Origin of the sequence: Mycobacterium sp. SA01 (assembly GCF_041287105.1) — a bacterium.
GTDB lineage: Bacteria > Actinomycetota > Actinomycetes > Mycobacteriales > Mycobacteriaceae > Mycobacterium.
On the sequence record NZ_JBGGNO010000020.1, the window covers coordinates 177,601 to 204,120 of the forward strand.

At 66.5% G+C, this 26,520-nt stretch carries 27 protein-coding genes; 18 read left to right on the forward strand and 9 right to left on the reverse strand.

What is annotated here, in order from left to right:
* Nucleotides 1–3: 3 nt before the first annotated feature.
* Together AB4879_RS19990 and AB4879_RS19995 are read right to left on the reverse strand one after the other, a co-directional pair.
* On the reverse strand, nucleotides 4–252 hold the full coding sequence (locus AB4879_RS19990; RefSeq protein WP_370508975.1) for a hypothetical protein: 249 nt from the start codon (nucleotides 250–252) through the stop codon (nucleotides 4–6).
* 139 nt (nucleotides 253–391) lie between these two features.
* Nucleotides 392–1,048 carry a VTT domain-containing protein gene (locus AB4879_RS19995; RefSeq protein WP_102805370.1) on the reverse strand — a complete coding sequence of 219 codons (657 nt, stop codon included), beginning with the start codon at nucleotides 1,046–1,048 and terminating at the stop codon, nucleotides 392–394.
* 135 nt (nucleotides 1,049–1,183) lie between these two features.
* Here AB4879_RS19995 and fbaA point away from each other — a divergent pair, with 135 nt between their 5' ends.
* On the forward strand, nucleotides 1,184–2,221 hold the full coding sequence (gene fbaA, locus AB4879_RS20000; RefSeq protein ID WP_102805142.1) for a class II fructose-bisphosphate aldolase: 1,038 nt from the start codon (nucleotides 1,184–1,186) through the stop codon (nucleotides 2,219–2,221).
* 87 nt (nucleotides 2,222–2,308) lie between these two features.
* Here the strand turns inward: fbaA and AB4879_RS20005 are convergent, their stop codons facing one another.
* A complete protein-coding gene (locus AB4879_RS20005) occupies nucleotides 2,309–3,040 on the reverse strand; it encodes a DUF4878 domain-containing protein (RefSeq protein ID WP_370508976.1) in 732 nt (243 codons plus the stop codon).
* A 92-nt stretch (nucleotides 3,041–3,132) separates the two neighbouring features.
* On the opposite strand from AB4879_RS20005, the gene AB4879_RS20010 reads away from it, so the two are divergent.
* On the forward strand, nucleotides 3,133–3,549 hold the full coding sequence (locus AB4879_RS20010) for a DUF3151 domain-containing protein (protein WP_370508977.1): 417 nt from the start codon (nucleotides 3,133–3,135) through the stop codon (nucleotides 3,547–3,549).
* Here AB4879_RS20010 and AB4879_RS20015 read toward each other — a convergent pair.
* The gene (locus AB4879_RS20015) at nucleotides 3,546–5,315 is read right to left on the reverse strand and encodes an FUSC family protein (protein WP_370508978.1); all 1,770 of its coding nucleotides are present in this window, start codon (nucleotides 5,313–5,315) and stop codon (nucleotides 3,546–3,548) included. The two genes, AB4879_RS20010 and AB4879_RS20015, sit on opposite strands and share 4 nt — an antisense overlap.
* Nucleotides 5,316–5,320: 5 nt before the next feature.
* Nucleotides 5,321–6,217, reverse strand: coding sequence for a cation diffusion facilitator family transporter (locus AB4879_RS20020; protein WP_370508979.1), 897 nt, complete (start codon nucleotides 6,215–6,217; stop codon nucleotides 5,321–5,323).
* A gap of 140 nt (nucleotides 6,218–6,357) precedes the next feature.
* Here AB4879_RS20020 and AB4879_RS20025 point away from each other — a divergent pair, with 140 nt between their 5' ends.
* The 12 genes from AB4879_RS20025 (at nucleotide 6,358) to AB4879_RS20080 (ending at nucleotide 18,367) form a co-directional block, all read left to right on the forward strand.
* Nucleotides 6,358–7,341, forward strand: coding sequence for a PE-PPE domain-containing protein (locus AB4879_RS20025; protein WP_370508981.1), 984 nt, complete (start codon nucleotides 6,358–6,360; stop codon nucleotides 7,339–7,341).
* A 200-nt stretch (nucleotides 7,342–7,541) separates the two neighbouring features.
* Entirely contained in the window at nucleotides 7,542–8,177 is a 636-nt protein-coding gene (locus tag AB4879_RS20030; protein WP_370508982.1) for a TetR/AcrR family transcriptional regulator, read from the forward strand.
* Nucleotides 8,178–8,294: 117 nt separating this feature from the next.
* A complete protein-coding gene (locus tag AB4879_RS20035) occupies nucleotides 8,295–8,909 on the forward strand; it encodes a TetR/AcrR family transcriptional regulator (RefSeq protein ID WP_370509530.1) in 615 nt (204 codons plus the stop codon).
* A 96-nt stretch (nucleotides 8,910–9,005) separates the two neighbouring features.
* Complete coding sequence (locus AB4879_RS20040; protein ID WP_370508983.1) at nucleotides 9,006–10,196, forward strand: lipid-transfer protein; 1,191 nt, start codon at nucleotides 9,006–9,008, stop codon at nucleotides 10,194–10,196.
* Nucleotides 10,197–10,223: 27 nt separating this feature from the next.
* Nucleotides 10,224–10,664, forward strand: coding sequence for an SRPBCC family protein (locus AB4879_RS20045; RefSeq protein WP_370508984.1), 441 nt, complete (start codon nucleotides 10,224–10,226; stop codon nucleotides 10,662–10,664).
* Between the two features lies 1 nt (nucleotide 10,665).
* The gene (locus AB4879_RS20050) at nucleotides 10,666–11,532 is read left to right on the forward strand and encodes a MaoC/PaaZ C-terminal domain-containing protein (RefSeq protein WP_370508985.1); all 867 of its coding nucleotides are present in this window, start codon (nucleotides 10,666–10,668) and stop codon (nucleotides 11,530–11,532) included.
* 28 nt (nucleotides 11,533–11,560) lie between these two features.
* On the forward strand, nucleotides 11,561–12,433 hold the full coding sequence (locus AB4879_RS20055) for an SDR family oxidoreductase (RefSeq protein WP_370508986.1): 873 nt from the start codon (nucleotides 11,561–11,563) through the stop codon (nucleotides 12,431–12,433).
* Between the two features lie 2 nt (nucleotides 12,434–12,435).
* Nucleotides 12,436–13,692: an acyl-CoA dehydrogenase family protein gene (locus AB4879_RS20060; protein ID WP_370508987.1), complete on the forward strand. Its 1,257-nt coding sequence runs from the start codon at nucleotides 12,436–12,438 to the stop codon at nucleotides 13,690–13,692.
* The gene (locus AB4879_RS20065; RefSeq protein ID WP_370508988.1) at nucleotides 13,689–14,513 is read left to right on the forward strand and encodes an alpha/beta fold hydrolase; all 825 of its coding nucleotides are present in this window, start codon (nucleotides 13,689–13,691) and stop codon (nucleotides 14,511–14,513) included. Before AB4879_RS20060 ends, AB4879_RS20065 begins: the two co-directional genes overlap by 4 nt.
* Nucleotides 14,514–14,524: 11 nt before the next feature.
* Nucleotides 14,525–16,117 (forward strand): AMP-binding protein, encoded by a 1,593-nt coding sequence (locus AB4879_RS20070; protein ID WP_370508989.1) that lies wholly within the window; start codon nucleotides 14,525–14,527, stop codon nucleotides 16,115–16,117.
* A complete protein-coding gene (locus AB4879_RS20075; RefSeq protein WP_370508990.1) occupies nucleotides 16,114–17,523 on the forward strand; it encodes an aldehyde dehydrogenase family protein in 1,410 nt (469 codons plus the stop codon). Before AB4879_RS20070 ends, AB4879_RS20075 begins: the two co-directional genes overlap by 4 nt.
* Before the next feature lie 10 nt (nucleotides 17,524–17,533).
* Nucleotides 17,534–18,367, forward strand: a complete 834-nt coding sequence (locus AB4879_RS20080; protein ID WP_370508991.1) for an SDR family oxidoreductase — start codon at nucleotides 17,534–17,536, stop codon at nucleotides 18,365–18,367.
* Between the two features lie 137 nt (nucleotides 18,368–18,504).
* On the opposite strand, the gene AB4879_RS20085 is transcribed toward AB4879_RS20080, so the two are convergent.
* Entirely contained in the window at nucleotides 18,505–19,284 is a 780-nt protein-coding gene (locus tag AB4879_RS20085; RefSeq protein WP_102805148.1) for a site-2 protease family protein, read from the reverse strand.
* A 38-nt stretch (nucleotides 19,285–19,322) separates the two neighbouring features.
* Nucleotides 19,323–19,931 carry a peptidase M50 gene (locus AB4879_RS20090; RefSeq protein ID WP_370508992.1) on the reverse strand — a complete coding sequence of 203 codons (609 nt, stop codon included), beginning with the start codon at nucleotides 19,929–19,931 and terminating at the stop codon, nucleotides 19,323–19,325.
* Nucleotides 19,932–20,000: 69 nt separating this feature from the next.
* Here AB4879_RS20090 and AB4879_RS20095 point away from each other — a divergent pair, with 69 nt between their 5' ends.
* From AB4879_RS20095 to AB4879_RS20105, 3 genes are read left to right on the forward strand one after another with little or no spacing between them, the layout of a single operon-like run.
* Complete coding sequence (locus AB4879_RS20095; protein WP_370508993.1) at nucleotides 20,001–21,296, forward strand: adenylosuccinate synthase; 1,296 nt, start codon at nucleotides 20,001–20,003, stop codon at nucleotides 21,294–21,296.
* Nucleotides 21,293–21,931: a PaaI family thioesterase gene (locus tag AB4879_RS20100; protein ID WP_370508994.1), complete on the forward strand. Its 639-nt coding sequence runs from the start codon at nucleotides 21,293–21,295 to the stop codon at nucleotides 21,929–21,931. Before AB4879_RS20095 ends, AB4879_RS20100 begins: the two co-directional genes overlap by 4 nt.
* 19 nt (nucleotides 21,932–21,950) lie before the next feature.
* Nucleotides 21,951–22,655, forward strand: coding sequence for a hypothetical protein (locus AB4879_RS20105; protein WP_370508995.1), 705 nt, complete (start codon nucleotides 21,951–21,953; stop codon nucleotides 22,653–22,655).
* On the opposite strand, the gene AB4879_RS20110 is transcribed toward AB4879_RS20105, so the two are convergent.
* Nucleotides 22,622–23,827: a cytochrome P450 gene (locus tag AB4879_RS20110; RefSeq protein WP_370508996.1), complete on the reverse strand. Its 1,206-nt coding sequence runs from the start codon at nucleotides 23,825–23,827 to the stop codon at nucleotides 22,622–22,624. The two genes, AB4879_RS20105 and AB4879_RS20110, sit on opposite strands and share 34 nt — an antisense overlap.
* A 9-nt stretch (nucleotides 23,828–23,836) precedes the next feature.
* Nucleotides 23,837–25,936 (reverse strand): MMPL family transporter, encoded by a 2,100-nt coding sequence (locus tag AB4879_RS20115; RefSeq protein WP_370508997.1) that lies wholly within the window; start codon nucleotides 25,934–25,936, stop codon nucleotides 23,837–23,839.
* Between the two features lie 59 nt (nucleotides 25,937–25,995).
* On the opposite strand from AB4879_RS20115, the gene AB4879_RS20120 reads away from it, so the two are divergent.
* A complete protein-coding gene (locus AB4879_RS20120) occupies nucleotides 25,996–26,469 on the forward strand; it encodes a MarR family winged helix-turn-helix transcriptional regulator (RefSeq protein WP_102805152.1) in 474 nt (157 codons plus the stop codon).
* Nucleotides 26,470–26,520 lie beyond the last annotated feature (51 nt).

The window sequence follows — 26,520 nt, forward strand, 5'->3', positions numbered from 1 at the left end:
GGGTTACGGGACGGCTTTGTCCTGTGGTGCGGCGACCATGAGCGGGCCGCTCATCGACCCGTCGACGGCCGACTTGAAGTCGCCCTGAGTCCCGTCGGAGTCGATCGCGGCGCCGCCGGCACCGCTGTCGCCGTCCTGTACGGCAAACGTTGTGGTGGGGCTGCCGGCCGACGCGACGCCGATCCCGCCGAAGAGTGCGGCAAAGCCGATGCCCGCCGAAGCTAGGAGTCCACTGAGGATGATCTTGACCATTTGCTGTGACCTTTCACGCGATCAGCGCAAACTAGCCGCCGATGCTGTGAGGATCGCTGTGCGCTAGCTGCCAAACGGCTGGGTCACCTGCGGGTGTGCCGGTCAGAACGGTCCCGCATGCAAAGCAGCGGGCAACCTTTTACGCCCCGGAAACGGGATCGGCAGCATCCCTGGAGGCTTTGCGGCGCTTGTACCACTCCCAGATCATCGGGGTGATCGACGCGACCGCGATGAGGATGAAGATCGGTTCCAGCAGCTTCTGGATGATCTCGAACTGCCCAAGCCCGTAGCCCAGCAGCGTGAGGCCGACACCCCAGAGCACCGCGCCGATGACGTTGTAGAGCGTGAAGACCGTGTACTTCATCTTCGCCGCGCCTGCGGTGATCGGGGCCAGGGTGCGCACGATCGGGACGAAGCGAGCCAGCACGATCGCGAACGGTCCGCGCTGCTCGAAGAAGAGGTGCGCTTCGTCGAGGTAGCGCTGCTTGAGGATGCGCGCGTTCGGTTTGAACATGGCGGTGCCCAAGAAGCGGCCGACGACGTAACCGACCTGGCCGCCGAGTACGGCGGCGATTGGGATGAACACCAGCAGCTGCCACAGCTGGAAGTTGGCGTCGACGTCGGCGCCCTGTGCGGCGGTTCCGGCGGCGAGCATGCCCGCCACGAACAGCAGGGTGTCGCCGGGCAGCACGGGGAAGAGCACGCCGGACTCGATGAAGACGACGACCAGGATGCCGACCAGAGCCCAGGTGCCGAACTGCTCGATCAGCTTCAGCGGGTCGAGGAAGTCGGGCATGAGCGCCAGGGTGGTGGTGGTCACGAGGCCTAAGGGTACCGGTGGCCGTCGAGACGTCACTGTCAGCGACCTGTGCCAGTCGATCGGCTTCTTGTCATACTGACCTCGTCAGCCGGACAGTCGGAAGGAAGTGCCATGCCCATCGCCACGCCCGAGGTCTATGCCGAGATGCTGGGCCGCGCCAAGGAGCACTCGTTCGCGTTCCCGGCAATCAACTGCGTGGGTTCGGAGAGCATCAACGCGGCCATCAAGGGCTTCGCCGACGCCGGCAGTGACGGGATCATCCAATTCTCCACCGGCGGAGCTGAATTCGGATCCGGTCTCGGTGTCAAGGACATGGTCACCGGTGCGGTTGCCCTCGCTGAGTTCGCCCACGTCGTCGCCGCGAAGTACCCGATCACGGTCGCGTTGCACACCGACCACTGTCCCAAGGACAAGCTCGACGGCCTGGTCCGTCCGCTGCTCGCGATCTCCGCAGAGCGGGTCAGCAAGGGGCAGAACCCGCTGTTCCAGTCGCACATGTGGGACGGCTCGGCGGTCCCGATCGACGAGAACCTGTCGATCGCGCAGGAACTGCTCAAGCAGGCCGCCGCCGCCAAGATCATCCTCGAGATCGAGATCGGTGTGGTCGGCGGTGAAGAGGACGGCGTCGAGGCGGAGATCAACGAGAAGCTGTACACCTCGCCGGAGGACTTCGAGAAGACCATCGATGCGCTCGGCGCCGGTGAACTGGGCAAGTACCTGCTGGCCGCGACGTTCGGCAATGTCCACGGCGTGTACAAGCCGGGCAATGTGGTGCTCAAGCCCGAGGTGTTGGCCGAGGGCCAGCGGGTGGCATCGGCCAAGCTCGGCCTGCCCGAGGGGTCCAAGCCGTTCGACTTCGTCTTCCACGGCGGTTCGGGTTCGTTGAAGTCCGAGATCGAGGATTCGCTGAAGTACGGCGTGGTGAAGATGAACGTCGACACCGACACCCAGTACGCCTTCACCCGCCCGCTGGCCGCGCACATGTTCACCAACTACGACGGGGTGCTCAAGATCGACGGCGAGGTGGGCAATAAGAAGGTCTACGACCCGCGCAGCTACCTCAAGAAGGCCGAGGCCTCGATGGCCGAGCGCGTTGTCGAAGCGTGCAACGACCTGCACAGCGCAGGCCGCTCCGTCTCGGCCGGCTAGCTGTACCGAGCTGCCCGCGAGATCGACGTCAGGGTTGTGGATCAGTCCGATTCCCGACCCTGGTGTCGATCTCGAGGGCAGTCGGGCTCAGGAGGCCTGGCAGATCTTCCACTGGTTGTCGCGGAACTGCAGGTCGAAACTGCGGGTCGATCGCATCGACGGGTCGAACGCCATGAACGACGTCACGTTGGCCTCGGCGTGGTCGCCGTTGACGACGATCTCGTCGATGCTGGCCACCACCGGGTATTGCCGGGCCGCGGCCACCCGCGCGTGGGTGTCCGACCAGGCTGCGTCGTCGTACTTGACGTAGCTGTCCCTGGTCTGGCCGCAGGTGATACCGCGCAGGGCGACCAGGTCGCCATTCTGCACGGCGGTGTCGAAATTCTGGATGGTCGCGCGGACCATGTCCTCTTGCGACGCCTTCGCCGAGTCGTTGCGGGTGAGCAGGACGGTGACGAGCACGGCGATCGCGGCCAGCGCGGCGATCACCGCGATCACCGCGATCACGAAAGCCCAGCTGCGCCTGCGGGTAGCCGGCGGGCGCGGCGGGATGGCCTGCGGGCCCGTCCGGGGCGGTCCCGACGCCGGGAAGACCTCGGTCGGTGTGGAGAAGATCTCGGTTTCCGGGTCGGGCTCGCGATGGATGATCTGCGTCGACCCCGCATCGAATCCCGGTGCGGTGAAACGGCGTTCGGCCGGTGGCTCGGTGGCGCCGAACACCTCGGTGGCCGGGTCGGTCTCCTGAGCAGCCTGCTCGTCGCCGGCGGGCGCGACGGGTCCGGTGACCTCGTCGTGGTCGGGCCCAGATGGGTTCGACATGGGGTGCTGCCGTCCTCCTGAAGTACTGGTGCTTCTGACCCTAACCGTTGGGTCCGGCCATCGGCGGGCGGCGGCACCGGCACAATAGGGCAATGACATCGTTTGGTGACCTTCTGGGCCCCGAGCCCGTGCTGCTGCCTGGGGATATCGAGGCCGAAGCGGAACTGCTGGCCGGGGAGAAGGCGGCCATTGTCGCCGCGGCGCATCCGACCGCGTCGGTGGCGTGGGCGACCCTGGCCGAGGAAGCGCTGGCCGATGACAAGGCGGTCACCGCCTACGCCTACGCCAGGACGGGCTACCACCGTGGGCTGGACCAGTTGCGCCGCAACGGCTGGAAGGGTTTCGGTCCCGTCCCGTATCGCCACGAGCCGAACCGCGGCTTTCTGCGCTGTGTTGCGGCGCTGGCCCGGGCCGCCGACGCCATCGGGGAGACCGACGAGTTCGCCCGGTGCCTGGACCTGCTCGACGACTGCGATCCCGTGGCCCGCGTCGAACTGGGCCTGGCCTAGTTGTGGGCCAGCGACCTGCGCAGTTCGGTGACCTCGTCGGCCAGGAACGGCAGCGGGTCGCCGCGCTCGGGCGCCGCAGCACCGGTGCGCACCGCGGTTGCGAGCGCCGTCAGCGCCTCGACGTGCGGCTGGGCTGATCGGCCGCCGAACAGCGCGCGGCCGAACTCGACGCCGTCAGCGCGGTGCTCGATGGTCCAGCAGGCCGCGATCGTGCGGTAGGCCAGCTGCTCGGTCGCGGTCACCGCAGGCAACAACTGCTCGGCGGCTTCCCGCTGCCGTACCGATCCGGCCATCGCGGCCTCGTCGGATTCCATCAGCGTGATCGCAGCGATCTGCAGGTCCCGTCGAGCCGCCCGTGCCGCCAGCCCGACGGTGTCCCCGGCGGCGACGTAGGGGAGCACCTGCGCGGCTGCGTCGAGGGTGCGCGCTATCGCGTCGGTCAGCCGGGTGGACTCCTGCCAGCGGACAGCCACCAGGTAGACGGCCAGTCCGATCGCGCAGCCGATCAGCGTGTCGACGCCGCGCGCCAGCAGAAGGTGCCCGACGTCGACCGTATGCGTGCCCGACGAGATGGTCAGCGCTGCAGTGGTGATGAAAACCGTTGCCAGCGCGTAATTTCGGACCACCAGAACCTCGATGACGAAGTTCAGCAGCGCCAGCAGTAGCACCAGCCACAGATCGTGCGGGTGTAGTGACAGGATCAACGCGGCCAGCGCGAGGCCAACCCAGGTGCCCAGCAGCCGCTCGCCACCGCGGCGCAGCGTGCGGCTGCGATCGGTGCCCTGGTGCAGCACCAGCACCGCGGCGGCCATCGCCCAGTAGGCGTGATCGACACCGAGGGCCATCGCCGCCGCACCGGACAGCAGAGCGCCGACTGCGACGCGCTGCATGATGTGGCGGACCGGCGATCCCGGGCTGATCGCGCGACGGAGCACGGTGAGCACGGGCGGACTGCCCAGCGGTATCCGGCCGGCGTCGCGGGTGGCGACGTCCTCCGGCGGCGACTGCAGCGTGCCGAGTCGGCGGGCCAGCGCGGCGGTCTCCGGATCTGGGGCGGCGCCCTGCGCGGCGGCGGTGACGGCCGCCGTGAACAACACATGCACCGAGTGGTTGGCGGCGCGCAGCCGGTGCAGGACGCTGCTCGGGCTGGCTTGCAGCGGTTGGTAATTCACCAGCACGCTCCACGAGCGGTGGAGTGCGGCGGCCGCACGGTGGCGGGCGGCGCGTTCCCTGGGCGAGTTCGCGGCCTCGATGTAGTCGGCGACGGCCTCGGCGGCGGCTGCGACCGCGGCACGCTCCGGCTTGCGGAAATGACCGAGCGCCCCGGCCATCTGAACCAGCCACGCCACCGCGCCCCCGGCGAGCACCAGCAACCCCAGCGTCCAGGGCGCCAAATGGGCTGCGGAGGCGCCGATTCCGGCGGCGCAGGCGACGACGAAGATGTACGCACCGGGAGGTCCGACGGCCAGTGCATTGCACAACCACACCGCCGCAACGGCGACCAGCGACACCATCAGCACCCCGAGCCAGGGCACCTGCGCGGACCACCCGCCCAGGGCAACGGCCACGGCCAGCGACACCGCGACCGACGCCAGCTCGATACCGCGGTTGGCGTAGGGCCGGTCGCCGCCGAATCGGGACGTGAACGCGCCGAGGGTGGCGATCAGTCCGGAGCCCATGACCCCGGCGGCCCATCCCGCGGTGACGGGAATGGCGGTGCTGATCGCCGCGCGCAGCCCGATGGGCCAGCGCGGCGGGGTGTTCAACTAACTCACCAGTCGGTCTGGCCGGGGCAGTCGTCGGCGCATCCGGGTGGCTCCACCTGCACCGTCGCGTGTTCGAGGCCGCGGGCGGAGAGCACCGCCCTGGCGTCGTCGAGCACGCGGTCGGAATCTCCGGTGCTGGTCAGGTGCGCGGTCACCATGTCCTTGCCCGGCACCAGGGTCCACACGTGCAGATCGTGCACCTCGGTGACGCCGTCGACGGCGGCCAGTGCGGCGCGCAGTTCGTCGACGTCGATGTGGGCGGGCGACGATTCGGACAGGATCCGCAATGCGGCCCGGGCCAGTCCGATCGCCCTGGGTAGCACCCAGATCGCGACGAACACTGCGACCACCACGTCGGCGTAGGGCCAGTGCGTCGTCACGTTCACGATGCCGGCGATCAGCACGCCGATGCTGCCGACGGTGTCGGCCACCACCTCCATGTAGGCGCCCTTGACGGCCAGACTCTCCTGGGATTGCGAGCGCAGCAGCAGCACGACGGCCAGGTTGGCGACCAGACCGGCGATGGCCACCACGATCATCGGGACGCCGGGGATCTCGGGTGCGTTGCCCAGCCGGTCGATCGCCTCGTAGAGGATGAATGCCGCGACACCGAGCAGCAGCACGGCGTTGGCGACGGCGGTGAACACCTCGGCCCGGTGCCAGCCGTAGGTGCGGGCCGCCGAGGCCGGTCCGTGCCGCGCCAGCAGCACGGCGGTCAATCCCATGAACATGGCGACCAGGTCGGTCAGCATGTGTCCGGCGTCGGCCAGCAGCGCGATCGAATTGATCATCAACGCGGTGGTCAGCTCGATCGCGAAGAACACGGTCAGGATGCCCGCAGCGATCAGCATCCGGCTCACGCGCGCGTCACCGCCGTGGCTGTGGTCGTGTCCGGCTCCCATGCCAGAAATCTATGCATAGAAGTGCATATGTTGCAAGTGTCCTAGCCGTGTAACGGCGCATATATCGAAGTGGCCGGATGCTATGGTGGGAATCACATACATTCACGATTGTTTGTTAAGTCACGATGCGAGGAGTCTGGATGTCGAGTCCCGTCGGCAACTGTGTTCGCGCTGCGGCGGCTGGTGGTTTCGCGATAGCGACCGTGGTTGGCCCGCTGATGAGCCCCGGTGTCGCACTGGCGGATACGCCGGCCGAGCCGGCCTTCGCCGAAGTCCTGGTGGTCGGCGGCACCGGCAACAGTTTGCCGTCCCCGCGGATGATGCACGCTCTCTACGAGCAAGGGATATTCACCAACCCGGACCCGGTGGGCGTGGCGTACCCCGCCCAGTTGTGGCCGATTCGAGGCAAGCTCACGCTTGACGAGTCGCTGGCGGTCGGCGTCGCGAATCTCGACAGCGCACTGGCGGACGCCGACGGACCGGTCACGGTTGTCGGGCTGAGCCAGGGCGCGGTCGTGGTCAACTATGAAAAGCAGGCGTTGATGGCTCAGTCGGACCGGCCAACGGACATCACATTCGTCACCATCGGAGACCCCACCAACAGCGACGGTGGCCTGCTGGCCAAACTGCCGCACGTCCACATTCCGATCCTTGATGCCACCATTCCCCAAGCGCCCGTTGACACTCCTTACGACACAATCGAAATCGTCCACGAGTACGACGGGTACTCGGACTTCCCGGACAATCCGCTCAATCTGCTCGCTGATCTGAATGCACTCGCCGGAGTGATCTATCTGCATCCGAACAAGACGGGCGTCGACCTCGACGATCCGGACAATGTGGTGACCAGCAGGACGAACCCCCTCGGTGGCACCACTACCCACATCCTGGTGCCCACCGACGAGCTTCCACTGACCCGGCCACTGCGCGCGATCGGCGTTCCGAACCGGGTTGTGGATGCCCTCGACAAGCCGCTGCGCAAGATCATCAACACCGGATATGAGGGTGAACGGCCCGGGCGCACGGCGCCGAGGTCCGGTCTGGGCTCCTCACCTGCTCACCCCGCTGCCTCGACACCCCGCCGTCCGGCGGGTGCGATGGCACATTCGAAGCCGCGCAACTAATCCTCTGCCAGCTCAACGGACGCTGAGCCTTGCCATCGAATCGTCGATGAACGGGAACCACCTCGTGATGGGCACACCGGTGGCGTGACGGCGCGTTCCTGAGGTGACTCGGCACGGCGCGGGCACGCTTTTGTATGCCAATCGCTACGATGTCCGTCAAACATCGATTCTCATGAGGGTCGGGATGTCATAAGGCGGCAATGGTTGTGGTGAGCGTTGGTGAACGCCGAACTCAGGCAGAGCGCACCGCCGCGATGCGAACCCGGTTGCTGAATGCGACCATTGAATGCCTGGTCACCTACGGCTACGCAGGTACGACAACGCCTCGGATCGCCGAGATCGCAGGGGTGACTCGTGGGGCCCAGGTGCATCACTTTCGCTCGAAAGAAGATCTGGTCGTCGCAGCGGTCGAGTATCTGGCCGAGCAAAGGATCCAGAAGGCGATGCGGCGGGACGCCGGCATCTGGCAGGGACCGGATCCAGTAGCAGGCGTGCTGGAGTTCCTCTGGAATTCCCACCAGGGCGACATGTTCGTCGCCACCATCGAACTATGGGTTGCCGCCAGGACCGATGACGTGCTGGCACGCGAGGTGGCGCGGGTCGAGCCGATGGTGAACACGACGCTGATCACGGCGATCGCCCAACTCTTGCCGGATCATGCTGCGCGCAAACAGGTCCGGAACGTGCTGTACACCGCGATGGATGCGCTGCGCGGCGTTCTGGTGGTCGGCTTCGTCGACCGGGACCCGAACCAGGCTCGGCGGCGGTGGGACCGCGCATGCGTCTATCTGGCGGGCATGCTCTCAGAGGCGCTGGCCGCCAGCGATTCTGAATAGAGCGCTCACGCCGGCCGGCCATAAGTGATCGCCTGCTAGTCCTTACATACCTATCTGTACGCATGTAGTATCCCTCCGCATCACCGGTGATCGGAGGATGCGGTGGCCGATGCCGACATGACCCACGGACGCAGGACGCAGTTGCAGCGAACTGCCGCGATGAGATCACGCTTGCTCGAAGCTACGGTGGAATGCCTTGTCTCATACGGATACTCGGGCACATCGACGTATCGCATCGCTGCGATCGCCGGCGTGACCCGCGGGGCCCAGGTGCATCACTTCAGGTCCAAGGAGCTCCTCGTGGTCACCGCAGTCGAGCATCTCGCCGAGCAGAGGATCCAGGCGGTGACCCGCCGACACGGCCGACTCCGGGATGGTTCGGACATTGCGACCAGCGTTTTGGAACTCCTCTGGGATTCGCATCAGGGTGCGATGTTTGTTGCCACGATGGAACTTTGGGCGGCCTCGTGGACAGACGACACCTTGGCCATGCACATCGACCGTGTCGAACGGCGGGTCAATCGGGTTCTCGTCGAAGGGATCGCCGAGCTGATGCCCAGCGGGGTGGCGACCAGGGATCTGCGTAATGCGATCTACACCGCCATGGATGTGCTGCGCGGGATTCTGTTGGCAAGCATGGCCGATCGCGATCAGCTTCGCGCACGGCGGCGCTGGGAACGGGCCGCCGTCTATCTGCGCCCCCAGATCTCGCGAGCATTGCACCGGGGCTGAACCCTCCGCCGAGGGCTTGCAAAGATACGTTCTGGTCGGTATGTTTCTCGAATCGCGTCGCAGCGATGAGAGCGATGCCGGGACAAGGGAGTGGTGATGGCGAACAGAGTGTTCGTGATCGGCGTAGGGATGACCAAGTTCGAGAAGCCTGGCCGCCGGGAGGGGTGGGACTACCCGGAAATGGCGCAGGAGGCCGGCAGCAAGGCGATCGACGATGCCGGAATCAACTACGACCACATCGATCAGGCTTTCGTCGGGTACGTCTACGGCGAGTCGACCTCGGGGCAACGGGCGCTCTACGAGTTGGGGATGACGGGAATTCCCATTGTCAACGTCAACAACAACTGCTCGACCGGATCCACGGCGCTGTACCTTGCCGCCCAGGCGATTCGCGGCGGTCTGGCCGAGTGCACGCTGGCACTGGGTTTCGAGAAGATGCAACCTGGATCGCTGGGCTCGACGTTCAACGACCGGGCCCAGCCGATGGAGAACCACTTTCTGGCGCTGGCCGAGATATCCGAGGTTCTCTTTCCACCCGCACCCTGGATGTTCGGTGCTGCCGGCCGCGAGCACATGAAGGAACATGGCTCCACCGCAGAACATTTCGCCAAAATCGGCTACAAGAATCACAAGCATTCGGTGAACAATCCCTACGCGCAGTTCCAGGAGGAGTATTCCCTCGAGGACATTCTCGCGGCGCCGATGATCTACGACCCGTTGACCAAGCTGCAGTGTTCACCGACATCGGACGGATCCGGCGCGGCGATCTTGGCCTCCGAGGCGTTCGTCGAACGACATGGCCTCGCCGGTCAGGCCGTCGAGATAGTCGGTCAGGCGATGACCACCGACTTCACCAACTCCTTCGACGGAACCTGTAAGGCGCTCATCGGCTACCACATGAATGTTGCTGCCGCACAGCGGGTGTACGACCAAAGCGGTCTGGGTCCAGACGACTTCCAGGTCATCGAACTGCACGACTGCTTCAGCGCGAATGAGCTGTTGCTCTACGAAGCTCTCGGGCTGTGCGGTGAAGGGGAAGCGCACAAGCTCATCGACGCCGGTGACACCACCTATGGCGGCCGATGGGTGGTCAACCCATCCGGTGGCCTGATCTCCAAAGGGCATCCGCTGGGAGCCACCGGACTGGCGCAATGCGCCGAATTGACCTGGCAATTGCGCGGCACTGCCGACAAGCGACAGGTGTCGGGTGTAACTGCCGCACTTCAACACAACATCGGCCTCGGCGGCGCAGCAGTCGTGACCGCCTATCAGCGCGCCGAGCGCTGAACCCCTCGACGAAAGGAAACATCTGTAATGGGACACATCGAAGCGACCCGCGACCTGGCCGCCAGCCCGGAAGCGCTGTGGGACATCATCTCCAACCCGAACACCTGGGATCAGTGGTTCACCGTCCACGACAAGTGGCTCGAGGAGCCGCCGGCCACACTGACCCCGGGCAGTCGTCTGATCGCGAAGATCGTCATGCTCAACATGGCGAACAAGATCGAATGGTCGGTGAAGTCGGTCGACGCACCCGCGAGTTTGGCGCTCGGGGGCACCGGAATGGCCGGCGTGAAGGCGGATTTCAGGTTCACCATCGAGCCCGTCGGCGCCGGGTCGCGCTTCACCGTCGCCGGAGACTTCGAGGGTGCCCTGGTGAAGGGCGCGCTCGCCAAGGCCGTCGAAAAGGACGGTGCCAAGCAACTGGACAAGACGCTGGCCAAGCTCGACGAGTTGGCATCGGCAGCCGTCTGACATGTCCGACACGTTGGAATTCGACGACTCAGGGCTGGATACCTGGACCGAGGACGACCGCTTCGAGGTGACCCGGGAACGGATCGCGGAGTATGCCGCGGCCACCAACGACCCGATCGCCGCACATCGGGCCGGTGACATCGCACCTCCGGTATTCGCGATCGTTCCGGTCTTCGAGGCGATGATGATGCCGACCGTGGACGTGCTCCCGGTCGAACTGGTTCCCCGAGTGGTGCACGGCGAACAGGACTTCTTCTTCCACCGGCCGATCCGTCCCGGCGACAAGCTCGTCTCACGAGGCAAGATGATCGGCTACGAGGGCCTCGACAATGGCACTCGCGCAGCCATTCTGGTCGAATGTCGCACCGAGGACGGCGAACTCGTCAACGAGCAGTACGTGACGTGCTTCGTACGAGGCTTCAACGCCGGCAAGAAGATCGGACAGCTGACCCCGTCCCACAAGTTCGACGAGGCGTTGCGTGCGGTTGCGCCGCTCGCGAAGGTGAACCAGCACGTCGATCTCGACCAGACCTTCCGGTACTCGCCCGCCTCGGGTGACCCGATGCCGATCCACCTCGACGAGGAGGTGGCCCGCGATGCCGGCCTGCCGGGCATCATCGCGCACGGTCTGTGCACCATGGCGTTCACCTCGTGGGCCGTGCTCACCGAGGTGGCCGGTTCGGACGTCACCCGCCTGAAGAGGCTTGCCGTGCGGTTTTCCAAGATGGTTCTCCCCGGCGACGACCTGGAGACGCAGATCTGGAAACAATCCGACGGCGACGGTGTGACGACGTATGCCTTCGAGACCAGCCGGTCCGCAGCCGGTGAAATGGCGATCACCGACGGCCTTGCCGTCATCGCCGACTAGAGCTGAAACAAACCACAGGAGTAGGGAAATGGGAATTCTGGACGGGCGCGTTGCCGTCATCACCGGCGCAGGCCGCGGAATCGGCCGAGAGCACGCGCTGCTGTTCGCGCGCGAGGGTGCCGCCGTGGTGGTCAACGACCTGGGTGGCTCGAACACCGGGGAGGGCGCCGATACCGGGCCGGCGCACGAGGTGGTCGCAGAGATCACCGCCGCGGGCGGGCGGGCGGTTGCCAACGGCGACAACATCTCGAGCTGGGCCGGTGCGAAGAATCTCGTGCAGCAGGCGATCGACGAGTTCGGCCGCCTCGATGTGCTGGTGAACAACGCCGGCATTCTGCGCGATGCGTTCATCGCAGGGATGGACGAGGCGCAGTGGGATGCCGTGGTCACCGTGCACCTCAAGGGCCATTTCGCGATGTTGCATCACGCTTCGGAGTACTGGAAGGCTCAGTCCAAGGCCGGAGATCAGCCGGTCGCGGCCGTGATCAACACTGCGTCGGGATCGGGGCTCACCATCCCCAATGCGGGCCAGGCCAACTACGGTGCGGCCAAGGCGGGCATCGCGGCGCTGACCCTGATCGCGGCCGAGGAGTTGGAGCGCTACGGCGTGCGGGTGAACGCGATCGCCCCCATCGCCCGCACGCGTCTCACGCTCGCAACGCCCGGGATGGGTGCGCTCATGGCCGAGCCGGAGGACGGCGGACTGGACCTGTTCGCGCCGGCCAATATTTCGCCGCTGGTTGCCTATCTCGCCAGCGAGAAGTGCCCGCTCACCGGTCAGGTATACGCGGTGCAAGGCGGGGCCATCTCGCAGTTGAAGGGATGGCACGACGTCGAGACCATCGAGACCGAGAAGGTCTGGGAGATCGACGATATCGCCGCACGTCTGCCGGGAGTCTGATCATGATCGAATGGTCGGACACTGACATCATCATGCGCGACACCGTGCGGGATTTCATCGCCAAGGAAATCCGGCCGCATGTCGAGGAGCTGGAGAGCGGAAGCCGGTCGCCATATCCGATCGCGCGAAAGCTGTTCAGCGAGTTCGGACTCGACGTGCTGGCCGCCGAAGCGGTGAAGACGATGCTCGATCGGGAACGGGCGAAGGCGGAGTCCCGTGATGCAGCACCGACCTCCGCCAAGGGTGGAGGGCTGGGTGAGCTGGGAACCCAGGCGTCGATGGCCGCCGTGCTGGTCACCGAACTGGCATCGGTGAGCATCGGTCTGCTGTCCACCATCGGGGTCAGTCTGGGCCTTGGCGCCTCGACGATCATGTCGCGTGGCACGCTGGCGCAGAAAGAGCGTTGGCTGCCCGAATTGATGACGCTCGAGAAGATCGCTGCATGGGCGATCACCGAACCCGACGCCGGCTCGGATGCCTTCGGCGGTATGAAAACGTATGTGCGCCGGGATGGTTCGGACTACATCCTCAACGGTCAGAAGACGTTCATCACCAACGGGCCGGATGCCGACGTGATCGTGGTGTACGCGAAGTTGGACGAGGGTGCGGACTCCGGAGTCGACAAGCGGGACCGGCCCGTGCTCACCTTCGTACTCGACGCCGGCATGCCGGGCCTCACCCAGGGCAGGCCGTTCAAGAAGATGGGCATGATGTCCTCGCCTACCGGGGAGTTGTTCTTCGACAACGTTCGTATCGGCCGGGACCGGTTGCTCGGCGAGACCGAGCAACACAGTGCAGGCGACGGACGGGACAGTGCCCGGGCCAATTTCGCGGGTGAACGGATCGGAATCGCGTTGATGTCGTTGGGCATCATCAACGAGTGCCACCGATTGTGCGTCGACTATGCGAAGACCCGCACCCTGTGGGGGAAGAACATCGGCCAGTTCCAGCTGATCCAGTTGAAGCTGGCGCAGATGGAGGTCGCCCGAATCAACGTGCAGAACATGGTGTTCCAGACTCTGGAGTCGATCGGTCACGGTCGGCTGCCATCGCTGGCAGAAGCATCGGCGATCAAGCTGTACTCCTCGCAGGCGGCCACCGAGGTGGCGATGGAGGCTGTTCAGCTTTTCGGCGGCAACGGATACATGGCCGAATATCACGTGGAAAGGCTTGCCCGTGATGCGAAGTCGTTGATGATCTACGCGGGGAGCAACGAGGTCCAGGTCACCCACATCGCCAAGGGACTGCTTTCGGCATGATCACCACAGGCACGGGTTGCTACGACGGCGTGCGTACCCGGGTCCTATCGGTAGACGGTGACGGCCCGCCGATTCTGCTGCTACACGGCTACGCCGATTCCGCCGACACCTGGCGTGCGGTACTCGATCAGCTCGAAGGAGTCGGCCGGCGCGCCGCGGCGGTCGATCTGCCCGGGTTCGGGTGGGCGGACCGCCGCCGGCGCGGCCCGCTGCTGCCACAATTCGACGCGTTCGTCGATGCGTTACTCGACGACCGAGGACCGGCAGTCCTTGTTGGCAACTCATTGGGAGCCGCGACCGCGATCCGGGCGGCCGCCCGCAAACCTGAGGCGGTGCGGGCGGTTCTTTCCCTCAACGATCCCCTCAACGCGCGCCATCTACCGGCCCGGCTCGCTCGCCGCAGGCAGCTGCCCGTTCAGGTCTGGCGCACCGCAGCAATGCTGCCGATCCCCGATGGAGTGCTTCGGTGGGCGACGGGCAAGGCAGTTCGGCACGTGCTGTACGGTCCGGGCGCCGCGGCTGACCCGGCCGTCGTCGCGCGGTGGCGGCGCACCGTAGGGGGGCCTGCGGCACTGGCAAGTCTGGGGCGCTACGCGTTCCAGTACGCGCACGAGACCGCCGCCGGGCACGGTGATCTGCGTCTCGCGTGCCCGGCTGTCGTTGCGCACGGGGCCAAAGACCGCATCATTCCGCTGCAGGCCAGTCAGATTCTGCACCAGCAGATCCCCGGAAGCTCATTGGTGGTCCTCCCGCGATCCGGCCACTGCCCACAGCTGGACAACCCGCGCGAAGTCGTCCGACTGATCATGAGGCTGATGTGAACATTCCACTGGTGAATGTGCTTCGCGGGGTCGCAGTGCTGCAGCGCCGGGGAATGATCGATCTGGCCGATCCGGCAGGCATGCTGACTGCCGCACGTGCACTTCGGCGCTACGGGTCTTTTGGAGGTCTGGTCACCTACACGGCGGCTCGTTACGCCGACTCGCCCGCGCTCACCGATGAGCATGGAACGCTGACGTTTCGGGAACTCGACGAGCTGTCGAACGCTGTCGCACGATCGCTGTTGCACCGACTGGCCGGCGGCGATCCAGTGATCGGCCTGCTCAACCGCGGACATCGCGGCCTTCTGGTGGCCCTGGCGGCGGCCGGAAAGGCCGGCGTCCGAACGGTGTTGCTGAATACAGGGTTCGCCGGCCCGCAACTGCGCGACGTGTGCCGTCGCGAGCATGTCCGGGTTGTGCTCGCGGATCAGGAGTTCACCGAGACGCTCGGTGCCCTGCCCGATGACATCGACGTGGTGATCAATTGGGCCGAGGGGCAGCAGGATCGGCCGACACTCGATGATCTGGCCACGGGTGAATCCAGTGACCCGTTGCCGCCTCCTGACCGTCCGGGCGGTCTGGTGTTGCTCACCAGCGGGACGACCGGTGTTCCCAAGGGTGCGCCGCGAGATCGGATCAGTCCGCTGCAGTCCGCGCAGCTGCTCGACCGGGTGCCGTGGCCTGCCAACGGGTGCTATCTGGTGGCGGCGCCACTGTTTCACGCGACCGGACTGGCCACGGCAACAGTCGGATTGGCCTTGGGTAGTCGCATTGTCTTGGCGAGTCGGTTTGACCCGTTGTCTGCACTCACCTTGATCCAACGCCATCGCATCGACGCCCTGGTGCTGGTTCCCACCATGCTCAACCGGATCCTCGACCTGGGGGGTGACGTACTCGGCCGCTACGACACGTCGACGCTACGGGTCATCTTCGCCGCCGGATCCGCCCTGTCGCCGGAGTTGTGCCGCCGGACCACGGACACGTTCGGCGACGTGCTCTACAACCTGTACGGCTCTACCGAGGTGGCCACCGCCGCTGTCGCGACCCCGGCCGAACTGCGGGTCGCACCGGGTACGGTGGGGCGTCCACCGGTCGGCTGCCGGATCGCTGCCTACGATGCCGACGATCGGAGAATCAGTGAGCCGGGTCGGACCGGAACGTTGTATGTGTCGAGCGGGCTGAGCTTTTCGGGCTATACGGACGGCGGCAGCAAGCGGGTACTCGACGGCATGATGTCCTCCGGCGACACCGGGCATTTCGATGATCGCGGCCTGTGGTTCGTCGATGGTCGCGACGACGACATGATCGTGTCCGGGGGAGAGAACGTCTATCCCATCGAGGTGGAGAATCTGCTGGGCGAGCATCCGTCCGTTGCGGAGGCCGCGGTCGTCGGGATGCCGGACGCTGATTTCGGCCAGCGCCTATGTGCTTTTGTCGTCCTGCGTGGTAGTGCGCCCGTTGAGGCCGATGCACTTCGGACCTACGTGCGAAATCGGCTGGCGCGCCACAAGGTACCGCGAGACGTCATCTTCGTCGATGCGTTGCCGCGCAATGAGACGGGCAAAGTGCTCAAGAAAGACTTGATTGGCAGGGCCGTCGAGTGACCGACGCCCTCAACTCGGTGGGTGACGTCGTATCGGAGTTGCGGGCCCGGCAACCTGCCTGGGCAGAGCTACCCGTATCGAGCCGGGTGCAATGGCTGTCTCAGTATCGTGATTGGTTGTGGGACAACCAGGCCCATCTCGAAGATCTGCTCATCCAGGAGACCGGCAAGCCCGCCACCGAGGCCGGCCTCGAGATCCCGTACGTCATCGAGGCGATCAACTACCACAGCAGGCGTGCACCGCGGCTACTGGCCGACCGTCGGCCGCGACCTCATGGGATGCTGGCAATAACCAAGCGGCAGTTGATTGTTCAAAGGCCGTATTCGGTGGTCGGTGTCATCACGCCATGGAACTTTCCGCTCGGCCTATCCCTGCTTGACGCGGTACCGGCACTTCTGGCCGGGTGCGCGGTCGTGGTCAAGCCTTCGGAGCTGACCCCGTCAGCGGTGTCGGCGGCGATAGCCGGCTGGGTGGAGATCGGTGCACCGCAGGTTCTCGATGTGGTGTGCGGCGGCGCCCAGGAGGGTAGCGCGGTCGCGGCGACCGCCGACTTCATCCAATTCACTGGGTCCGCGCCAACCGGTCGCACGATCGCGAAACTGGCAGCGGAGCGTATGGTGCCCTGCGCGCTGGAGCTCGGCGGTAAAGACGCGATGATCGTGCTCGACGACGCGGACGTGACGCGGGCGGCCAACGCCGCGGTGTGGGGAGCGATGGCCAACTACGGCCAGATGTGTGTGTCCGTCGAACGGGTCTACGTCGAATCGGCGGTTTACGACGAGTTCGTCGCACAGGTGGGGGCCAAGGTGGCCGAACTTCGCGCCGGAATCGATATCGGCCGGTTCACCAACCCAGCTCAGGCCCGCGTGGTTCGGCGCCACGTCGGCGACGCACTCGCCGGCGGGGCAACCCTGCTGGTGGGCGGAGATGACTGCGAAGGACCCACTGTGCTCACCGGTACCGACCACGACATGTTGTGCATGACGGAGGAAACCTTCGGCCCGTTGTTACCCGTCGTGCGCGTCACCGACGAGGACGAAGCCGTCCGGCTGGCCAACGATTCTCGGTACGGCCTGTCGGCGGTGGTGTTCAGCGGTGACCGGAGTCGCGCGGAACGCATCGCCCGGCGGATTGACGCAGGCGCCGTCAACATCAACGACGTCTTCGCCAACTTGTTCACGCTGGCGTTGCCGCAAGCCGGATGGAAAGAATCCGGCCTCGGAGCGCGCGGAGGCAGTGACGCCGTGTCGAAATTCTGCAGGCCGCAGGCGATCGTCGCCGCCCGGGTGGGGTTCACCCGCGAACTCACCTGGTACCCGTACACGCCGTTGCGCCGAGCGATCATGCGTCGGGTTTCGCGATTGATCGGAGCACGCGGTGTGCGGCGCCGATTGGGATGGAGATGAGGGACGACACATGGCACCGACAAACCTGAGGGACCGCGTGGTGGTGGTGACCGGCGGCGCCCGCGGAATCGGAGCGGCGACGGCGTCAGCCTTCGTCAAGGCCGGGGCGAAGGTGGCCATCGGCGATGTCGATGTCCAACAGTCGGAGCTGACGGCAGCCGCGATCGGATGCTGGTGGGGCGAGGTCGACGTCACCGACCGGGCCAGCTTCGCCGGATTCCTGGACTCCCTGACCGCCGCTCTCGGCCCCATCGACGTCGTGGTCAACAATGCCGGGATCATGCCGGTGACACCCGTGGTCGACGAGACTGCGGAGTCCATCCAGCGGCAATTGGCCATCAACGTCGCCGGGGTCATCTACGGGACGCAGCTGGCGATGGAGCGGATGGGCCCGCGTCGGTCTGGTCAGATCGTCAATGTCGCGTCCGCGGCGGGCCGCATGGGCTTCGGAGGAGTGTCGACGTACACCGCGACGAAATTCGCGGTCGCCGGCTTCACCGAGGCGGTCGCGCTCGAAGCGGCCGCAACCGGGATCACGTTCACCACGATCTACCCGGGAATGGTCAGGACCGAGCTGTCCGCGGGGCTCTCTGACCACTGGCTGATGCGGACGTGCGGGCCCGACGTCGTCGCCGACGCGATTGTGGACGCGGTGCGCCACCGCAGGCGGTCGGTGTACGTCCCGCGCAGGCTCGGACCCCTGACGGCGATGTACGGTCTGCTGCCGGCCCGGGCCCGTGCCGCGGCGATGAGCATGCTCGGTGCAGACCACCGGATGCTCGACGGGGACGGGGAGGTCCGCCGGTTCTACGACTCGCGGATCAGCCGGATGTCGCGAAACTGACGCTCCGGGAAATTTCTTGCCAAGTCGCTGCCGAGCGGTCGTTTCCCTGGATAAATTGAGGGTGCCAATCCGGGGGATGGACCGAGCCGGGGGGCAACGACGGAGGGGATCGCTGCCCCCCGTCTTGGTGCCTGAGATCAGACCCAGGCAGACCAGAACCGGGTCAGCTGTGACCCGATAGCCGCCAGACCGCCGGGCACTCCGGACAGGTCGAAGAACCAGAACACCACCGAGAAGAACCATCGATTCGCGGCCGGGGCCAGCAGGAGAACCAGCAGGAACAAGAACCCGAACTGCTTGGCCGGGGCCACCGCGCGTTGCGTTTCGGGGCTCAGGTGCGGCTCGAGCGCGCCGTAACCGTCCAGGCCCGGGATCGGCAGCAGGTTCAACAACAATGCGGTGATCTGCAGGAAGCCCAGAAACGCCACCGCCGACCAGAACACGCCGTGGGCCGGGTCGTAGAACATTCGGGTGGCCGCCAGCAGCACGACGGCCAGCAGCAGATTGGCTGCGGGTCCGGCCAGGCTGACCAGGGTGCGCTGCCGTGGCGTCATGAAGAAGGTGCGGACGTAGACCGCGCCGCCCGGCAGTCCGATGCCGCCGAGCGCGATGAACAGCAGCGGAAGAGCCAGCGACAGCAGCGGGCTGGTGTACTTCAACGGGTTGAGGGTGAGGTAGCCGCGGATCGCGACGTCATGGTCGCCGAAGCGCCAGGCCGTGTAGGCGTGGCCGAATTCATGCAGGCACAGCGACACCACCCAGCCGGCGATGACGAAGATGAACACCCCGACGTAGGCCAGCGGCCGCACGGTTTCGGCGGCCAGCCAGGCCAGCACCCCGCCGGCAACCGTGATCGCGACGATCACCAGGAAGACGGGGCTGGGCCGCACCGATTGGCGCAGCGGGCGAACGCTCACCTCACGAAACTACCGGAGACACCGCCGCGACCTGGTCCTCACGAGACGCGCAGCCACCCCGTGGTGTGCCGGTAGAAGGCCGAGCGCTTCACCTCTCTCGGCATCAACGACCCGTCGCGAACCACCCGGGCGCCGGTGGTGCCGAGTTGGACGGCGCGTCCGGTCAGCCAGCGCCGCGGACGCATCCGGCCGGTCAGCACCGCCGCCCGCAGCCCGGGCATCACGGCCATCGGCTCAACCCGCACCGCGGTCACCTCGCCGTCGAAGAGCACCTGGTCATCGACGACGGCTTCGCCCCGGATCACCTGCCCCTCGCCGGGCGGCAGCCAGTACGCGGCGTCCGTCAACGCTGTGCCGGTCTCGTCACGGATCAGCGGAATGCGTTGTGCGACACCGGTCAATGCGCGCCGGGTGCCGCGCCACCGCGACACCGTGGCGACCTCCACGTCGAGGCGGTCGAGGCGCATCAGCCGGGTCAGCACCGCCGCCAGGTCGGCCGTCGAGCCCACCACGATCACCCTCGACGCCCCCGCGACGGCGGCGTCGATTCCGGCCGGATCGTCGCCGTCATGGTGGTTCAGGGACGCCAGCGCGCGGGGCAGCCGGCGGCCCCCGAAACGCAACACGGTGATCGTGGTGTTGGTCAACGACACTCCTCGTGCTGCGCTCCGATAGGGTAGGTCACCGGCTGCACCACAATAAGCAGGAGAAATACCATGCCGGCAATCGTCCTCATCGGCGCCCAGTGGGGTGACGAGGGCAAAGGAAAAGCCACCGATCTGCTCGGTGGACGCGTGCAGTGGGTGGTGCGCTACCAAGGCGGTAACAACGCCGGCCACACCGTCGTACTGCCGACAGGCGAAAACTTCGCCTTGCACCTCATCCCGTCGGGCATCCTCACCCCCGGCGTCACCAACGTCATCGGCAACGGTGTGGTCGTCGACCCGGGCGTGCTGCTGGGCGAGCTCGCCGGGCTCGAGGATCGTGGCGTCGACACCTCAGGCCTGCTGATCTCGGCGGACGCGCATCTGCTGATGCCGTATCACGTGGCGATCGACAAGGTCACCGAGCGCTACATGGGCAGCAAGAAGATCGGCACCACGGGCCGAGGCATCGGGCCCTGCTATCAGGACAAGATCGCCCGGATGGGGATCCGCGTCGCCGACGTCCTGGACCGCGACCTGCTGGCCGCCAAGATCGAGGCCTCCCTCGAGCTCAAGAACCAGGTGCTGGTCAAGATTTACAACCGCAAGGCGCTCGACGCCGAGGAGGTGCTCGAGACGCTGCTGGCCCAGGCCGACGGCTTCAAGCACCGCATCGCCGACACCCGTCTGCAGCTCAACACCGCGCTGGAGTCCGGCGAGACGGTGCTGCTGGAGGGCTCTCAGGGCACGCTGCTCGACGTCGATCACGGCACGTACCCGTACGTCACGTCGTCGAACCCCACCGCCGGCGGCGCCGCGGTCGGCTCCGGCATCGGCCCCACCCGGATCACCACCGTGCTCGGGATCCTGAAGGCCTACACCACCCGGGTCGGATCGGGGCCGTTCCCCACCGAGCTGTTCGACGAGAACGGCGCATACCTGTCCAAGACCGGCGGCGAGGTCGGCGTCACCACGGGCCGGGCGCGCCGCTGCGGCTGGTTCGACGCGGTGATCGCCCGCTACGCGACCCGGGTCAACGGCATCACCGACTACTTCCTGACCAAGCTCGACGTGCTGTCCAGCCTGGAGACGGTGCCGATCTGCGTGGGCTACACGGTCGACGGCAAGCGCACCGACGAGATGCCGATGACCCAGAGTGACATCGCCCGCGCCGAACCGGTCTACGAGGAACTGCCCGGCTGGTGGGAGGACATCTCCGGCGCCCGCGAATTCGAGGATTTGCCCGCCAAGGCGCAGGACTACGTGTTGCGGCTGGAAGAGCTTGCCGGAGCCTATGTTTCGTGCATCGGGGTCGGACCGGGACGGGACCAGACGATCGTGCGCCGCGACGTGCTGGCCCCCCGATGACCGATCGAGACGAATACGAACTCGACCCCGATTACTACAAGCACGGCGGCTTCCCGAAATTCGAAGTCGCCCGGCCCGGTGAAGGTTTCGGCCGGTTCCTGACCGCGATGCGACGGGCGCAGGACCTTGCGGTCTCGGCCGACCCGGATCCGGACACCTGGACCGCGGCTGCCGACCTCGCCGATCAACTGGTCGCGCTACTCGGGCCATTCGAAGCCGCTGAAGGGGTCGGGCCGGCCAACCGGGTGCCCAGCCTGCCCGGTGCGGGCAGCCTGCTGATGCCGCCCTACCGGGTCACCCAATTCGATTCCGAGGCAGTCGAATTGACGGTTCGATTCAGCCGGTTTCACGTCGGTGGCAACTACGCCGTGCACGGCGGCGTGCTGCCATTGACGTTCGACTCGGTGTTCGGGATGGTCATTCACGCGACCGGGCGCCCGATCAGCCGCACCGCGTTCCTGCACGTCGACTACCGCAGCGTCACCCCGATCGACACCGAGCTCACGGTGCGCGGCTGGCTCCGGGAAGCCGAGGGTCGCAAGGCCTTCGTCAACGCCGAGATGCGAGATCCGGACGGCACGCTCTGCGCGGAAGCGCACGGATTGATGGTGCGTCTACTGCCCGGGCAGCCCTGACGTCTGTCACGATGACGGCGTGGATCGCTCCGACATCGGCACCAAGCGCTCGTCAACCCTGAAAAGCCTGACCACGCCGCGGGCTGCCGCGGCAGCCGGGGTCGCGTTCGCGTTGTTGTTCGGCGCCAATCTGATCCTGATCCGCTCGTCGCTGCCCGAGGGGGCGCAGCCCGGTTCGCAGTGGCTGGACGCCGCCGGCGGCAAGATGAAGATCGCGGCGGTGTTGATGCCGTTCGCAGGGATCAGCTTCCTGTGGTTCATCGGCGTCGTGCGCGACGGCCTTGGCCGGCTCGAAGACCGGTTCTTCGCCACGGTGTTCCTCGGCAGTGGGCTGCTGTTCCTGGCCATGATGTTCGTGACGAGCGCGATCGGAGCGGGTCTGGCCGCCGGTAACAGCGCGTTGGGGCACGAGCTGATGGGCACGAGCGAAGTGGCGTTGTTCGGGCAGATGGTGGTGCTGACCTTGTCGAAGACCTATGCGTTGCGAATGGCTGCGGTCTTCATGATTTCGCTGGCCACGATCTGGCTGCGCACCCACCTGATGCCGCGCTGGCTGGTGTATGTCAGCTATCTGCTCGCGGTGGCCCTGTTGATCGCCAGTGACGTCAGTATGTGGCTCACGCTGAGCTTCCCGATCTGGGTGCTGGTGGTGAGTCTTCTGTTGCTCGCTCGCGCGGGCGTGTTCGAGGATCACCAGGCGACTGCCAACGACCGCAATCCGTAGATGAAGTGGAACGGCCTGAACTCGACGTCGTCGAACGGCTCGGCGCATGCCAGTGCCGGGAAGCGGCGCAGCAGCGCCGGGAACGCGATGCGCATCTCCATCCGAGCCAGCGGCGCGCCGAGACAATGGTGCACCCCATGACCGAATGCCAAGTGGCTCACGATGTCTCGTCTGATGTCCAATACGTCTGGATCGTCGACGAAGGCTGCGTCCCGGTTGCCGGACGCCAATGACGCCAGCACCAGGCTGCCGGCCGGGATCGCAACGCCGGCGACCTCGGTGTCAGTGGTGGCCAGGCGGGGGATGCTGCTGTGCACGATCGACAGCCAGCGCAGTAGCTCCTCGACGGCGGGGGCGACCGCATGCGGATTGTCCCGGACGGCGGCGAGCTGATCGGGGTGGCGCAACAGCGCCAGGGTGCCCAATCCCAGCATGTTCGACGTGGTCTCGTGGCCGGCGAGCAGCAGCAGGCCGGCGATGCCGATCAGCTCGTTGTCGCTGAGCTCGGCGCCGTGGTCGCGCACCAGCATGCCGAGCATGTCGTCGCGGGGTGTGCGCCGGGCCGCGGCCACCAGCGTGCCCATGTACTCGCGACCTTGGCGCGCCAGCTCCAGGCGTTCGGGAATCGGAAGGGACAAGTCAAGCTGGCGGGCGCTGCGCCGCTGGAAATCGTCCCGGTCGCCATACGGCACGCCGAGCAGCTCGCAGATGACCAGCGACGGGATCGGCAGCGCGAACTCGGCCACCAGATCGGCTGGCGCACCGGCAGTCTCGAGCGCATCCAGTCGTGATTCGACGATCTCGACGATGCGCGGTTCGAGCGCTTTCATCCGGCGCACGGTGAACTCGCCGGTCAGCATCCGACGCAGCCGGGTGTGCTCGGGTGGGTCGAGGCCGAGCAGGTTGCCGGCGCGGGCGTTGGCCTGCTCATCCTCGGGCAGCTGCGGTGCACCGGGCAACACGAAGCCGGGCGGCCGTCCGTTGGCGAAGCGCTCGTGATCGGACAGCACCGCCCGGACGTCGTCATAGCGGGTGATCAGGTACACCTGCATGCCGAACGCGTTGACGGCGGTGACCACTCCGCTGCCGTCACGGATATCGCGCAATTCCGGGGTGGGATCGAACCCGTTGCGCCGCATATGCAGTGGTGGCAGTGCGGCGGCAGATGTCATGCCACGACGTTACGCGCGTTCGGCGGGTTCGATCTCCGCGCGAGAGAACGCCGGCCACCAGATCGCCGGGCCGATCAGGGTGAACAGCGCCGGGATCACCACCGTACGAACCACGAAGGTGTCCAGCAGGATGCCAAGGCCGACGATGATCCCCAGCTGCGTGAGCACGATCAGCGGCAGCACGCCCAGCACGGTGAACACCGCCGCCAGCACGATGCCGGCGCTGGTGATGACCGCGCCCGTCGCCGAGACCGCCCGCACGATCCCACCGCGGGTGCCGTGCTGCGGGGTTTCCTCGCGGGCACGGGTGACCAGGAAGATCGTGTAGTCCACGCCGAGGGCGACCAAGAACAGGAACGCGAACAGGGGGGTGGTGTTGTCCAGCGCGGGAAAGCCGAGCAGGTGCACGCTGACCCAGCCGCCAAGACCGAGCGCGGCCATGGTGGACAGCACGGTGGCGGCGACCAGAATCAGCGGCGCCAGTGCCGCTCGTAGCAGGATGTACAGCACCGCGAGAACGACGATCAGGATCGCCGGGATCACCACCCACCGGTCGTGGACCGCCGCGTTCTTGGCGTCCAATGCCTGCGCATCCGATCCACCCACCAGCGCCCCGGGGTCAGCTCGGTGGACTGAATTACGAAGGGCAGCAATGGTATCGAATGATGCATCGGAGGCAGGCTCGGCCGCGAGCACGACCTGCCATTGACTGAGGCCGCTGGCTGAGTTGCCTGCCGGATTGACCGAGATGACGCCCGGTGTGCTCCGGATGGCCTCCTCCAGCGCGGCGCCCGCGTCGCTGTGACCGATAATCCGCGTCGGGTCGGTCAAGCCGCTGGGGAAGTGCGCCGACAGTGTCCGGTATCCGGCCACCGAGTCGGCGCTGACCCGGAACTGGTCGATCTGGTTGAGGCCCACCGGGGTGGCCAGCAAGCCGGTCGCCAGCACGATCAGCACAGCCGTGGAGGCGACGGTGACCCGACCGGCATGGTTGGACACCCAGTCCGCGACCCGGTGCCAGGCGCCGGTGGCGGTGATCTGTTCGCCGCCGGTGCGAGGGATGAACGGCCAGAACAGCTTCGGGCCGCACAGCGCCAGCAACGGCGGCAGCATCAGCAGCACGAACACGGCTGCGACCACCAGACCGGAGGCGGCCTGCACTCCGAGGCTGCGGGTGCTCGGTGACGACGCGAACAACAGGGTCAGCAGGGCCAGCACCACCGTGGCATTGCTGGCCGCGATCGCGGGCCCGGCGAACCGGACCGCGGTGCGCAGCGCCGCCCGATGGTCCTCCGTCGAACGCAATTCCTCCCGATAGCGCGAAATCAACAGCAGCGCATAGTTCGTCCCGGCACCGAACACCAACACGCTGGTGATGCCCGAGGTCGACCCGTCGGCGGTCATCCCGGTGCCTTCGGCGATCGCCGACCCCAGCACCGCGGCCACCCGGTCGGCGAACGCGATGACGAGAAGAGGCACCAGCCACAGCACCGGCGATCGGTAGGTGATGATCAGCAGCAGCGCGACCACCGCACCGGTGACGGCCAGCAGGGTGATGTTCGCGCCGGAGAACGCATTCGCGATGTCGGCGCCGAATGCCGGTCCGCCGGTGACGTTGGTCGTCAGGTCGCCGGGCAGCCCCGACTTGGCCGCCTCTCGCAGCGATTTGACTTCGTCGTTGAGCGCGAAGCCGGACAGCGTGGAGTCAATCGGCACCGGCGCGAGGGCGGCCTTGCCGTCCTCGGATGCGGTGACCGGAATCGGGGGACCGCCCGTGCCGGTTGCGGCGACCATCCGTCCGCGGGCCGCGTCAGCGGCGGCCAGGTCGGCAGGGGTGAGCGCCTCGCCGTCGGTGCGCGTGACGACGAGGATCACCGGCGCCGCCCCACCCCCGGGGAACTCCGTGAGCAAGGCAGCGGCCTTGGCGGATTCCGCGCTGGGAGGAAGGGCCACCGGTGACTGATCGGCCGACGAGCCTTGCCCGAGGACGCCCATCAGTCCGCCGCCGATCACCGCGATGATCAGCGCCAACAGCCAGGAAAATCGCTTGCTGACAAGCTCGCCGACGCGGTCCCAGACGGGTCGCCGGCCCTCGAGTCCTCGGTGCATGACACCAACATAGCTTCATTTTCTTAACATTTCATCTACTTAACAGATACTCTGGTGGCATGGATCCCTCCGGCCGGCCCGCCCTGGAGGCCGCCGTGGTCGCCGACGTCCAGGCGCTGTCGGCCGAATCGGATCAGATCGGCCGGGCATTCGCCGGTACCCACCAGTTGTCCGCCAACGATTTCCGCGCATTGGTGCATGTGATGGTGGCCGAGAACGCCGGCACGCCACTGACCGCGGGGGAGTTGCGCGCCCGGATGGGACTCTCGGGTGCGGCGATCACCTACCTGGTCGAGCGGATGATCGAGTCCGGGCACCTTCGGCGCGACTCCGACCCGACGGACCGGCGCAAGGTGCTTCTTCGCTACGCCGACCACGGCATCGAGGTGGGCCGGGCGTTCTTCACGCCGCTGGCCACCCACACCCACCGCGCCCTGGACGAGATACCCGACTCTGATCTCGAAGCGGCCCATCGAGTGTTCACCGCGGTACTGGCGGCGATGTCGGACTTCCGCGCAGATCTGAATTCATAGCCGGTCCACCTGGCGGCCGCGTCATTTTTGCCGACTTTGCTGCGGCCCATG